Here is a 13,561-nt window from a genome sequence, read left to right as displayed (position 1 = left end):
TATTTGATTGTTTTTTGTATTTTTGTTGCCAGATAATAAAGTATATTTTCATGGAAATATTTACTACAATGGATGCTTATTTAAGAGGATTCTGGTTTATAGCTATTCCAGTATCTATTATTTTTGTAATCCAAACAATAATGACCTTTGTAGGAGCAAATGCTTCTGATGGATTAGAGGCGGATTTTGATGGAGATTTTTCTGGGACAGATGCTCCCTTTCAACTTTTTTCTCTTCGCAATTTAGTTAATTTTCTGTTAGGATTCAGTTGGACAGGTATTTCTTTTTATGAGTTAATCTCTAACAAAGTACTATTAATTGTGTTTTCAGTGATTATAGGGTGTTTATTTGTATATATTTTCTTCTTAACTATTCAAGCTTTGATGAAACTTGCCGAAGATAATTCCTTTAAGATAACAGAGACTTTGGGTAAAGTAGCACAGGTGTATATTCCTATTCCTGAATACTTATCAGGCAGGGGAAAGGTAACTTTAAGCATACGTGGTTCTCTCAGGGAATTAGATGCGATGACAGAAGGAGAAAAGATTCCTTCTAATGTAACTGTAAAAGTAGTTAAAGTAAAAGATGAAATTCTATTTGTAGAAAAAATCTAAGGTAATTTTTGATTCTGGATATTTAGTCACCAACAATAGTAATTAACAATTAATTATATATGGATTTTTCATCTCCCATTAGTTTGATTGCTATATTTGCAATCGTTTTGTTTGTAACCATTGTATCTCTTACTGCACGATACAAACGTTGTCCATCGGACAAAATATTGGTTATCTATGGGCGTACAGGGGGTACCTCAGCACGTTGTATTCATGGTGGAGGCGCTTTTGTATGGCCTGTAATTCAGGATTTTGCTTATTTGGATTTGCGTCCACTTTCCATTGAGGCAAATCTCTATAATGCTTTGAGCCGTCAGAATATTCGAGTAGATGTGCCTTGCCGCTTCACTATTGCCATTTCTACTGAGCCTGAGAATATGAATGCAGCTGCAGAACGCCTCTTAGGGCTTTCTCCTGAGCAAATTCAAGAACTTGCAAAGGATATCCTCTTCGGACAATTGCGTCTGGTTATTGCTACCATGACAATAGAAGAGATTAACTCCGACCGTGATAAATTTTTAGAGAATATCTCTAAGAATGTAGATAGTGAACTTAAAAAAATAGGTCTGAAGCTTATAAATGTTAATGTTACTGATATTAAGGACGAATCCGGTTATATAGAAGCTCTTGGAAAGGAGGCTGCCGCTAAAGCTATTAATGAAGCTAAGATTAGTGTAGCTGAACAAGAGAAAATTGGAGAAACAGGAAAGGCGCTTGCCGATAGAGAACGTGATACTCAAATAGCAGAGACACAGAGAGATAGAGATGTAAAGATTGCTATTACTCAGAAAAATAAAGAAATTAGTATTGCTCAGGCTAAGAAAGATGAGACAGTGGGAATTGCTGAAGCTAAGAAGGATGAGTCAATAGGAAAAGCTGAAGCCGATCGTGATAGCCGTATCAAGATATCAGAAGCCAATGCATCTGCTATCAAAGGAGAGAATGGAGCTAAGATAGAAATTGCTAATTCAGATGCACTACGTAGGGAAAAAGAAGCTGAATCCTTGCGTATTGCTATTTCTGCTGAAAAGGTACAACAAGCTAAAGCCTTAGAAGAGGCATATTCTGCAGAAGAAAAAGCTGAATCAGCTCGTGCCGATAGGGAGCGTGCTACCCAACAGGCAAATATCATTGTTCCTGCTGAAATTGCTAAACAGCGTGTGATTATAGAAGCTCAAGCAGAAGCGGATCGCTTGCGCGAAAATGCTAAAGGGGAAGCCGACGCTATCTATGCGAAAATGGAAGCCGAAGCCAAGGGGCTCTTTGAAATCCTAACTAAGCAGGCACAAGGGTACAAGGATGTGGTTGGTGCTGCAGGCGGCGATCCTACTAAGGCATTCCAATTACTGTTAATAGAGAAACTTCCTGAATTAGTTAAAACTCAAGTAGAGGCAGTAAAGAATATTAAAATAGATAAAATTACTGTTTGGGATTCCGGAAATGGAGAGAATGGCAATAGTTCTACAGCTAACTTTGTCTCTGGTATGATGAAGACCGTACCGCCACTCAATGATCTCTTCAATATGGCTGGACTCAATTTGCCAAACTATTTAGCAAAGGCTAATGAAACTTCCCAAGATACTCCTACAGAGGAAGTGCCCTCAGAAGGAAAAAAAATAAAAAATAGATAAAGCCCAAGCAAAAAGGCTTGGATATGTGAGTAAATAGATAACAGGTATAGCTAAGAAAATTCAAACTTAGCTATACCTTTTCATTTTTTATTTAGTTATGATAATGATCTTGGAATCAAATTCTTTCTTAGGATGTTCCTCCAATGCATCAAAACTAAATTGTAATGTATGGTCATCTATTTGCCTGAGGTAAGGATGGTTTCCTTGTATGGATTTTATTTTTCGATCAAACTTACAAAAGAGGTTAGTTTTTATTACATAAAGACTTTTTATTTTCTTACTTAATTCAGATTCAGAATGTTCCTCCTCCTCATCAATGTCTTTTTCATTTGAGGAGTTATTTGAGGTTTTCTCAGTTCCAATTCTAAGTAACTCTTCAGGAAAGAAAAAGAGGGTCTTTCCATCCCATTGGAAAATAGAGGAAAAAGAACTTCCGTACTGGGTGATACTTTCTTCAGCCTGACCAGTTTTGCCTAAGGCAACCCATTCTTTCTGGGACAAGTGATCCCCTTTCAAGGCAAATCCATAGGGAATATTACTATCATCCTTGTAAAGTCCTTTGATAAACGTACGTTTACCTAAATTTATGGTATCCTTTCCTGTAAGAGGTTTTCTTCTCTCTTTTGATATTTCATAAATACTTTTCCATTTTTTATCAAGATCTTTCTCTGCATACGATTTCATGATGCTATCTCCCAAGAAATATATCAATCGTTCCATATTCACTTCTACCAAAAAAGAAGAAGAGGTATTCTTATGGAAAGTAAAGGTAATATCACTTGTACAGGAACTAAGTCCCCATAAGGCTACAAAGAATGCTAATAAGCGTCTCATATTTATTAGAATTCAAAGCTACCTACTTCTATGACTTCTCTTTTGTTAGAGAGACGTACTGTAGTCTCTTGTTTCTTTTCTTGAGAGGTACCATAATGGGTAAAGAAAGTAATTCGGAGGCTTACAGGGAAGAGTTGCTTTTGAGAGCGATTCCCATAATAGTTTACCTCTATCTTATAGTTACCCTTAGGAGCTTTCTTAAGCATAAATTCCTCTGGTCCATATCCTTGGGTTATATCTTGGCTCATAGTACCTCCTAAGAAAGTACGTCTATGTCCATAGAAACATTTTTCCTCCTCAGGGTCGGTAACCCATAAGTCCATATCGGAGTTGTCCGTATCCCAAGTAAGAACTACACGGATGTCCACAGGCTCTTTTTTGAGTAGTCGTTTGTCTATAAAGGATGTCCGAATACCCTTTTGGGTATTTACGATATTATTAATTTCATTCATCACGATCAGTTGCACCTCTCTGAATCGGCTATCCCAAGGATGACTAACTACCTTGTATAATGTCTCTACTGCTTGTTGATATTGCTTATCTTGCGCAAGGGCAAGTCCCAAATCGCGATAGGCTTGTGGCTCCTCTTCACGGATAGAGAGCACCTTGCGAAATACCTCTATAGACTCTTGGTTTGCCTTGTAGTTGCTGAGCTTGTAGCCTAATATGCGAAGCAGTTGTGCATCTTCCAAGCCAAGTTCGGCTAAGTTGGACACCACTAATACTGCCTGCTCAGTATCTCCTTTTTTGAAGAAGTAATCTGCTACGTCTACATAGAAAGAAGGGGTCTGTCCGTATTCTTTCTTGAGTTTGTAGTAAGTCTCTATCGCTTTAGCAGGGTCAGCATATTCCATTACTTTTAGGTAAGGGGTGTCTGGGTTATAGTTGCTTAGGATTATTTTAGAAGGATTTGTATTAGAGGTGTTTTCCTCCTCAGAATAAGTTATTACTCCGCTCATATTGGCTTGTGTTATTTTATTGGCTTGTCTTCTTTCTTTCTTAGAAGCCCTATGCCCTGTTACAACTACATCAGCGAGCTGAGCATCATTATTACTTGAGACAGAACTTCGATCTGCTCTTATAACTAAAGCATTACTTTGTGATGCTACAGCTCTTGCTTGTACTCCAGCAGCCACAGCATGTTCTTCTCTCACTATTTGCATTCCATCTTGTTCTTCTTTTTTAGATTTCTCAGGTTTGGTACCTACAATAGGGAAGTCAGTATTCCACCATTTGCTTTGGGCCTCGGATAGTCTTACAATATAGTCCAGGTGTTCCTTCTTTGCTTTTTCCTTATCTTGTTTTTCCTTGTTTACATGGTGGTAATATTCCTTTTGGAGTTCTTCAGGAGGAGTGATTTGGTAGCGAAGATAATCCTCTACTGTTTCCAATACAATCAGGGAGTTGCCCTCGGTTACAATACCATATTCCCGACCTACTGCATCTATCTTTTTAGTATCAGAACCTTCCTTTTGGAGCTGTGAGATCTTTTTCTCTGCCCATATATGGCGTAAAAGTGAGAATTCATGTATATTTGCCTCTGAGGTTTTAGAAAAAATAACCTCCTTCTGTATGATTGTTTTGTTTGGATAGCCAAAAGAAATAAGCAATGTGGCATTCTGAGAGAGGAGTTCACCTGAGAAAGTGAAATTTTCCTCTATCAAGGTACCCTTTTCAGGGTATAAGTGTGTTATTTTTCCTTGTTTTACTTCATATCCTAAGAGCTGGAAGGACTGATAACGTAATGACTTAAGTGCTTTAGTGGGCTCTTGAGTGTTGAGGTTGATAAAACTACCCCCTGTGGTTCCTGCTAAATATTGTAGTTTGTCCATATTCGCCACAAGTTGGGAGGTAATGATATTAACAGGAGTGTGAAGGTTTTTGACTAAGTTATTGATCTTGAACTCTTCTTTGCCAAAATTAAAGATACCATCGGAGAATAGGAAATATTCATCTGCTCCATGAGGGAATATCATCGCATTTCCGTCGGTAGCTCCATCATAGGTTTGATTTTCTAAACAGTGTTTTAATTCTTGCCAATTACCGTCTTTTACCTCAAAGAAAATAGGCTTGGAAGTACGAATATGAAAGGTAGTGAGGGTCACTTTTATATTCTTTACCTCTTTGAAATAGGCATCCAAGAGAGCATATTCTTTGGCAAAATCTCTTTTCTCACTTGAGGAGGATATATCCCAAAGGATTCCTATATTTTTAGGAGCTTCTTTAGCTCTCAGAGGTAGTTTTTCTAAAGCGATATTTCCATATAAGTAGCTTTTATCTCCTTTGGAGGCACTGATGAGCTGGGGTTTGTCTATCTTTGGAAAGGTAAGAGCGATGTTTTTATCTAAGGTATAGTTGGTCTTCTCTACCTCGCTGATATAGCTATTGCGACTTTGAGTAAAATCCAGTTGTAGTGAATTCTGTATATTGGCTTTTACAAAACGGGAGACTACTTCGGTGTGTATTCTAAATTTCTTAAGTTTCATAGCCGTAGCGATAGGGAGGAAAAAGAAATCCTGTCCGTCCTTTTGGGAGAGTTCTTGCTCGAATGCGATAAGTATACGGCGAGAACCTCTTCTGGGCATAGGATATACACGGGCACGGAAGTTGTTTCCTTCGGTTTTTTCTAACAAACCTGGGTCTACACCACGACGTACAATGTCCTCAAAAGCTTTGCGTCCCAGAGCCTTATCCACTACAGCACCCTCACGGAGCTTTCCATTAATATCCAGAGCGAAACGAGAGACTTGTTGCCCATCGGAGAGAGGAAACTCAAACTCGCCTTCCATTACACGGCTATTGGGATTATAGAAACTCATTTCCATAGTAGTTACTGCTGTTTGTCCCATTACCAATATATCTATAGAAAGTTCTTGTAAGATCATGGGATTAGCATTGTGTTCATTAACTACTTTTACCTGAGGAATAATAGTTTTTTGGGCTATTATGGGAGTTAAAGAGTAAAACAGTATGAGAAATGATAGAAACTTTTTCATCTTTCTATTTATTAAAAAATTGCTATAAAATATTATACAAATAACATGCCAATATTTTGCTTATTATCTTAAAAAATATTTATCTTTGTCCCTAAAAATGATAATATGTTAAAATATTTGTATATCCTTCTATTTTCATTGCTTCTTTTGGGGTGCAGGCAAAGGGATTCCAAAGTAATAGTGAAGGAGATTTCCAATAGAGAGGTTAATGAATCCTATCAAGCAGTATCTTTGCAAGATACAACGGCGGCGTCTCTTAAGAAGGTAACTATCAAGGATCACATCTATAGACCTGTAATAGAGCGAGAACTTGTGGACTTTTATAAAAAATACGATTATAGAACTCGTTGGTTATATCAGAATAAACCATCTGCTCTTTTTACTTCTTATATAAAGGTTCTTGATGAATTTGTAGATTATGGATTTTTTCCGGAGAATTATCATAAAGAAAGACTCGCTCATCAAGTAGATTCTCTGTATAAGTATTCTTATTCTTCAGAGCAATTAGAAGGTTTAGATAGAGAAATTACAGCTTCTTTTTTACTTTTTACTAATCATTTGACAAGAGGACGTATTCCTAAGGTAGGAGATGAAAAGCGTATTTGGAGACGTAATCGCCCTTATTTGGATAATGTAGAGCTCCTTTTAAAGCTTAAGGATGATGATAATCTTTCCTTAATTATAGATGCTCTTCAACCGCAGCAATCTTTTTATAAAGCAATGGCACAGAAATATAGAGAATTAGAAAAAGATACGGCTATTACTTATCCTCTTTTTTCTATTACAGATTTGAAGAGTTATGGCATAGGTTATGCCGATAGCACAATTCTGGCCCTGCGAGCTCATTTGGAGTATAAAGGTTATAAATCTCCTGTACAAGGTGAACCTCAACAGGTAGATTCCTTACTTATAGAAGCAGTTAAAGAATTTCAAAGGAGTATAGGGATTCCTGCAGATGGAATACCTGGTGCATTAACTATGAATTATTTGCAGATGAACATTAAGCAGAAACGTGATTTGTTACTCCTGAATATGGAGCGCTTACGTTGGCAAAATAAAGATTTAGGAGAGGATTATATATTGGTGAATATTCCTGAGTATTGCCTACGCCTATTTCATAAGGATTCTTTAATGTTTGAAACTAGGGTAGTGGTAGGTAATCCTAAAACGCCTACCCCTATTTTCTCTGACAGTCTTAGGTATATAGAGTTTCGTCCCACTTGGTCGGTACCACAGAGTATTGTACGTAAGGAAATGATACCTAATATTATAAGTAGTGGAGATTCACTTAAATATGCTAAGCGTGGATATAAACTTTATGAGAATAATAAGGAGATAGATCCCACTCAAGTTAATTGGAAGGATGATCAGCTACATAAACGTATTTTCTATTTTGTAGAAGATCCTTCCGAACGTAATTCCTTAGGTTTGGTGAAGTTTGTCCTTTATAATGATATGAGTATCTACCTGCATGATACCCCTTCCAAGCGACTTTTTGGAAATACACAGCGTACCTATAGTCATGGCTGTATTCGTGTAGAATATCCTGATCAATTTGCTACTTATCTACTCAAATCCTCTGAAGATTGGGATGAACAGAAGGTCAGAGAGGCAATGGATACAGGGAAAAACCAGTACAGAGTGCATCCCAAGAAGCACTTTGTGATAGATATATCCTATCTTACTGCTTGGGTAGATAAGAAGGGGAATCTTATTATCCGTAATGATCCTTATCAGTTTGACAAAGAACAACTTAAGGTACTTAATCACTATAAAACTATGTAACTGTTCTCTCAGTTGAGCGTGGCGGAGAATACTTCTAAGAAATGGTGGATAATATGCTCCTTAACATCTTCTAAAGAAACAGAATGTCCAAGTTCTGCTTCAAGAGAGGTAACTGCTTTGTCGGCAATTCCACAAGGGACAATATAATTAAAGTAAGATAAATCTGTATTTACATTCAGGGCAAAACCATGCATGGTAACCCAGCGAGAAGCTCTTACACCCATTGCACATATTTTGCGAGCTAAAGGAGTACCTACATCTATCCAGACTCCCGTTTCTCCCTTGCTACGTTCCCCTTTGAGTCCATAGTCTGCAAGGGTAAGGATGATTACTTCTTCTAAATAGCGTAGGTATTGGTGGATATCAGGGAAAAAATTATCTAAGTCTAAGATAGGATAACCAACCACCTGTCCCAGCCCATGATAGGTGATATCCCCTCCACGGTTTACCTTATAGAAAGAGATATGTTTCTGTTTTAGGAAATCCTCACTCATGAGCAAGTGCTCCATTATTCCACTTTTTCCTAAGGTAAGTACATGGGGATGTTCTACGAAAATCAGATAGTTAGGGGTAGGGATAGGTATGGGGAGGTTTCTATTGGTCATTTTCTGAGTAATAATGGATTGGAATAACTCCTCTTGAGCCTCCCAAGCTTCCTTATAATCTTTTAATCCCCAGTCTATTAGAGTAATTTTCTTATTCATAACATCTATTGTGATAAAGAATTGCAAAAGTACATAAAAATAGGAAATCTTCCTAACTAAAAAGGTATAATCCTGTTTCTTGGCTATCGTTAATTTGCAAAGTATTATATAGTGAGGCTTTTTTAAGAAGAAAATACCTGTAGATAATTTTACTACTTATTATAAATAAAGTCATATCAAAATAATTATAATAGCTATGAAAAGTAGTTAGAATCTTTCTTATATTTATTCTTAACATTTTTTCCATTAGTGTATGAAATAATACAGTTCATGAAAAAAAAAGAAAATTATTTTTTTTAATTGAATTTTTTTAATACTTTTGCTTTTGTATATACTTATATAAAATAAAGATATTTTAAGAAAAAAATTCTTTTTTTATTTTTTTATAAATCAGTTGTTTAACATAATATATTAGAATCTTTACCGTAACGAATACCATAATCATTATGAAAAAGTATTTATATCTTTTAGTGGCTCTTTGTTGTTTCTTTTTAACTGATAACATGAGAGGGCAGGTGGCAGATACTCCTATAAAATTGCGATGGGATAATAATGGACAGGCTATCAAAGGAGATTTTATGCTTATAGGTAATTTACGTAAAGTGGGAGGAAATCTAATTAATATTTCAGATCCTTCTCATGGAAATAGACCTACGATGAATGCAAGTGCAGCAACCTTACGAATATCTTCTCCAAGTTCTTGTCTACGTGTGAAATGGGCTGGTTTATATTGGGCCGCACCTGTACAAATGGGGAATAATGATGTTAGAAAAAGACAGGTCAAATTTAAATTACCTGGTCAAAATTATTATCATAGTCTTACGGCAGATGTACACATGCAATCTAATTTTGCAAATATAGAAGATGCTTATAATTCTTTTAAGGACGTAACTTCCTTATTGCAAAGTATTGGCTCTAATTTCAATAATGGAGAATATGTTGTTGGAGATATCTATTCTGATGAATTTGATCAGGGATGGGGAGGCTGGAATTTAGTTGTAGTATATGAGGATGTAAATGCAAATACAAGTAAACGTATATACATATATGATGGTTCTCGTTGGAATTTCTTTCAGTATGCAGGAAAGCAGACACGCACAATCCCTATTACAGGATTTCAAACACCCCCTGCACCTGCTCCTATAAAAGCACGTATAGGTCTGTTCACAGGGGCTGGAAATATGGATTCTTTTGACCAATTAAAAATTAATGGGCATGTACAAGGGAATGGAACCTCAGTTCCTAATAGAAATGATGACTTTATGGATGCTTCAGTCTCCTTAAATCACTCTTTGACAGCCATGCCAAGAAATCCCATTACTCCATTGCGAACAACTTTTGTAGATATAGATGTTTTTGATATTTCTAATCCTAATAATACAGTTATTGCTAATGGAGCAACTTCTTTAAATATTGAATTTGTGGCAGAAGATGCTTATATTACTTTTGTAGTTCCCTTTTCTGTGGATGCGATAGCTCCGCATGTAGAGACTCAAAAAGAAGTACTTGGCTTGGAGGCAGGACAGTGGAAGGATTTTACTAATAAACAAGTGGCTTTTGGCGATGCGCTCAAATATCGTTTAAAATTTCGTAATATAGGAAATGACAATGTACGTGATGCTATTCTTGAGGATTTACTTCCGAAGGGGATTACTTATGAGAATTTTGAACAACCTTTGCCTTCGGGAGTAACCTTTATTTCTGCTACTCCTAATTATAATAACACAGGACGTACCATGATAAAGTTCCAGGTAGATCCATCACTTCTACAGTACTCTCCTACGGCTCCTTTTTCAGCTCCTATAGTGCTTAATGTAAAGGTAAATCCTGATTGTGCTGATCTTATTGATTTTTGTTCTAATGAGATGAAGAATCAAGCAGAAATGCTCTATCATGCTTCGTTGGACAATAAGGAGTATCGTACAGGTTCTTTTGCTAATACAGGAGGTGCTTGTGATCAGAATAGTGAAGAAGCGACTACTTTTTTTGTTAAGGATGACTCCTGTGCTTCACAACGTCTTCCTTTTTGTGGGGGTATGGTGCTTAAAGGAGGTTCCGGCTTTGTTTCATGGAAATGGACTAAGGAGGGGCAAGCAGGTGTAATTGCTACCACTGAGGATTTACCTATTTCTTCTGCTGGAGTGTATTGGGTAGAGCGTACTCCTCCTCCAGGAGGTAATCGCTGTAATAATACATTGCGTATTAAGTATGATGTATATAACCGTACAGGAGATGAACTACACCCTTTGAGAAATGCTCCTTATATTACCGAACGCGAGGTATGTAATATTGATGGTAAAGAGTATCTTGGTATTGCTGTGTGCAATGGTCAACAAATCCTCACTATTACCGATGCCTCCCTTACTGATGGACAAGTAACTTGGTATAAATATAAGATACAGCGTCCCAAACCTACTGATGGTTGCCCACCTGTTGTTTTAGGGGGGAGCATTCAATCTGATAGTCAGTGGCAACTTGTACATACAGGGAAATCCTTTACTCTTAAGGCGGTAGATATACATGCTAATGGTTCTGAATATGCCGTACGAATAGGTCATCCTAACTGTCCACTTACCTATCACTTCCGTGCTTATAAGGGAGACCTTACCTATAGTGCTACGGTAGAGAATATTATCTGTGGCATAGGAAAGATAAAAGTTGCCGGTTTGCCTAATGGAACTTATCAATGGAAACTTTCCGGTCCTGCAGGCTCTACTTCCTATACAGATTTGGCTGCAGGCACTACTCATTTTGATATTCCAGTAACCCAAGCAGGAGCTTATCAAGTATATATACGTGCTAAGGTGGCAAATTTCCAAGAGAATGTATGTGAATATATAAAGGATGTAGATGTAGCTTCTGTTACTGATGACACTGCCTTCACTGTTACCCAAGTGGAAGAAGTCAAGTGTGTAAGTAGTAATCCTGCTTCTGGGAAACTTCGTGTAGTGGTGAATTCTGATGTTACACTACCGGTAAAAGTAACTGTAACCCAGGGAACTACTATAGTGACAAGTTATGTGGTGGACAATACTACCAAACTTAATTCTGATAATATTCCTACGGTAAGGAATGTTCTCTATGCCTTACCAGCAGCTAATAATTATAAGGTGGTTGTGGAGCCTACCTATCGTACAGGCTGTTCTGTAACTCACAATAATATTACTATTGATCAAGTTCCTGAACTAAAGATAAATGCAGGGGGAGCTAAAAGTATTGCCTGTGGTCTGGAGAAAGAAATAACTATCAAAGTACAAGGAGGTAAGCTTAATCCTATTAATGGTAGGTATTCTTTTATTGTAAAGAATCAAGCAGGTACTATCACCTATGATGATGTAGAGGTGTTTGAAGGTGCAGGAGGAACCCCTGTAGTACATATTTATACTTTGAAAGTGAAGGATACTTGGGTAGGCCCTGGATCCAAAGTATATAAGGTATTTGTATATGATGAAAATAATTGTGAAGCCACCAAGGAAATCACCTATGAATATCAGGAAAAGCCTATCTTTACTCTTGATAAAGTAGTAGATGCCGTATGTAGTGCTACTTCAGGACAACTCAAGGTAAGTATTACTAATACCAATTTCCATGCTTCCGATTATACACAGGTACAGTATGTTATACGTAAGCAAAATGCTGATGGTACTTGGCCTGATTGGGATAGTCAAATACGTCAGTCAAATAATACTTTCCGTGATTTAGCAGTAGGAAAGTATCAAGCACGGATTTATTATACTAAGGGAACTATTACCTGTCACTATCCAGAGGATTGTATTACCTATACTGTACATGGAGGAGGAACACATACTGAGTGTAACCCCCCTCATACAGATCCCATAGAGCAAACTATCTCTGAAGGGAATGGACCTATTCGTGCCTTTGCTGGAGTAATACAGCTTGCTTGTGAAACTCCGGCAAACTCTGCTTCTATTCGTGTAGCAAATGTAAAAGGAGGAACTACTAACTCTTATCAATATAGTATAGATAATGGTGTTACTTGGCAGCTTTCTAATACTTTTGATAACCTTACTCCTGGTCTTTATCATGTGAAAGTGCAGAATGTACCTGCTACTCCAGGAGGGCCTGTCTGTGAATGGAACAAAGATATACAGGTGATGGCTCCTATTGCTCGTCCTACGCTTAATGCAAGTATCAAATATGACTGTGACGGTATTGCTAGGGCAAATATTACCACCGATAAAGGAACGTATAGTTATAGCCTCTCTCATACACCAGGTACTCTGCCTACAGTGCCTCCATCAGGCTTTACTGCTGGTACAGTGCCTCCGGCTACCTTCCCTAACATTACCTCTTCAGGTAATCAAACTATTAGGGTGTTTTATAAGGAAACTGCTTCACCAAATCCTATAGTATTATTACAAGAAGATTTTGGTCAGGGAGTTAACAGATGTGACCCTAATGTGTATTCAGCTTATGGATGTGTACTTAATTCTGTTATACATGATGGTTATTATGTAGTTACTTCTGCTGAAAATAATCAGAATACTTTAGCAAATGGCTGTTGGACAACTCCACGTGACCATACAGGACTCCCTAATGGTCGCTATCTAGCAATGAATGTGGGAAGTATAGGATATAATAAGCCCATATATACTAAAGAAGTAGAAGATGTAGTCCCTACACAACCTATTAAGTTCAAGATGTATGTGTATAATTTATGTTTCTGTACTTCCTGTGGTGCACCTCTTTTCCAGATACGTGTGGTAGATAAGGTAACAGGAGCTAATTTGGTACCTCCTTCCTCTACCTTAGCTCCACCATTGAACGGACATGACCCAAATGCTTGGTATGAGTTCTCTGGAGAATTAGCATCTCCGGGAGTTACTTCACTTCGTATAGAAATTGTTAGTATGAGCCCTGTTATTAGTGGTAATGACCTTGCTTTAGATGATATTTATGTATATCAAGAACCTAAAGCCTGTGCTAGCAGTTATGTTGATCTTACTGTTCATGTAGAGAAGACAGAAAGCAAGAAA

Annotated in this window: 7 protein-coding genes; 4 read left to right on the top strand and 3 right to left on the bottom strand. The window is 37.3% G+C overall.

The features are described 5' to 3' along the window. Positions 1-50 precede the first annotated feature (50 nt). Both HMPREF9071_RS08235 and HMPREF9071_RS08230 read left to right on the top strand, forming a co-directional pair. The gene (locus HMPREF9071_RS08235) at positions 51-614 is read left to right on the top strand and encodes a hypothetical protein (RefSeq protein WP_009746154.1); all 564 of its coding nucleotides are present in this window, start codon (positions 51-53) and stop codon (positions 612-614) included. 59 nt (positions 615-673) lie between these two features. After that, positions 674-2,245, top strand: coding sequence for a flotillin family protein (locus tag HMPREF9071_RS08230; protein WP_009746153.1), 1,572 nt, complete (start codon positions 674-676; stop codon positions 2,243-2,245). 87 nt (positions 2,246-2,332) lie between these two features. On the opposite strand, the gene HMPREF9071_RS08225 is transcribed toward HMPREF9071_RS08230, so the two are convergent. Continuing rightward, positions 2,333-3,079: a hypothetical protein gene (locus HMPREF9071_RS08225; protein WP_009746152.1), complete on the bottom strand. Its 747-nt coding sequence runs from the start codon at positions 3,077-3,079 to the stop codon at positions 2,333-2,335. A gap of 5 nt (positions 3,080-3,084) precedes the next feature. Beyond that, complete coding sequence (locus HMPREF9071_RS08220; RefSeq protein WP_009746151.1) at positions 3,085-6,075, bottom strand: VIT domain-containing protein; 2,991 nt, start codon at positions 6,073-6,075, stop codon at positions 3,085-3,087. Positions 6,076-6,180: 105 nt separating this feature from the next. Here HMPREF9071_RS08220 and HMPREF9071_RS08215 point away from each other — a divergent pair, with 105 nt between their 5' ends. Then, entirely contained in the window at positions 6,181-7,860 is a 1,680-nt protein-coding gene (locus HMPREF9071_RS08215; RefSeq protein ID WP_009746150.1) for a murein L,D-transpeptidase, read from the top strand. Positions 7,861-7,868: 8 nt separating this feature from the next. Here the strand turns inward: HMPREF9071_RS08215 and lipB are convergent, their stop codons facing one another. Continuing rightward, entirely contained in the window at positions 7,869-8,564 is a 696-nt protein-coding gene (lipB, locus tag HMPREF9071_RS08210) for a lipoyl(octanoyl) transferase LipB (protein WP_009746149.1), read from the bottom strand. Positions 8,565-9,010: 446 nt separating this feature from the next. Between lipB and HMPREF9071_RS08205 the strand changes: the two genes are divergently transcribed. Next, on the top strand, positions 9,011-13,561 hold a 4,551-nt coding region (locus HMPREF9071_RS08205; RefSeq protein WP_162859675.1), incomplete at its 3' end, for a DUF11 domain-containing protein.

It is taken from the genome of Capnocytophaga sp. oral taxon 338 str. F0234, from assembly GCF_000192225.1.
GTDB lineage: Bacteria > Bacteroidota > Bacteroidia > Flavobacteriales > Flavobacteriaceae > Capnocytophaga.
This window is presented reverse-complemented; position numbering and strand designations above follow the sequence as displayed.

Excerpts from the sequence above, each read along its gene's own strand:
- HMPREF9071_RS08230 (WP_009746153.1), top strand. The coding sequence starts at position 674 with ATGGATTTTTCATCTCCCATTAGTTTGATTGCTATATTTGCAATCGTT.
- HMPREF9071_RS08220 (WP_009746151.1), bottom strand. The coding sequence starts at position 6,075 with ATGAAAAAGTTTCTATCATTTCTCATACTGTTTTACTCTTTAACTCCC.
- HMPREF9071_RS08235 (WP_009746154.1), top strand. The coding sequence starts at position 51 with ATGGAAATATTTACTACAATGGATGCTTATTTAAGAGGATTCTGGTTT.
- HMPREF9071_RS08215 (WP_009746150.1), top strand. The coding sequence starts at position 6,181 with ATGTTAAAATATTTGTATATCCTTCTATTTTCATTGCTTCTTTTGGGG.
- lipB (WP_009746149.1), bottom strand. The coding sequence starts at position 8,564 with ATGAATAAGAAAATTACTCTAATAGACTGGGGATTAAAAGATTATAAG.
- HMPREF9071_RS08225 (WP_009746152.1), bottom strand. The coding sequence starts at position 3,079 with ATGAGACGCTTATTAGCATTCTTTGTAGCCTTATGGGGACTTAGTTCC.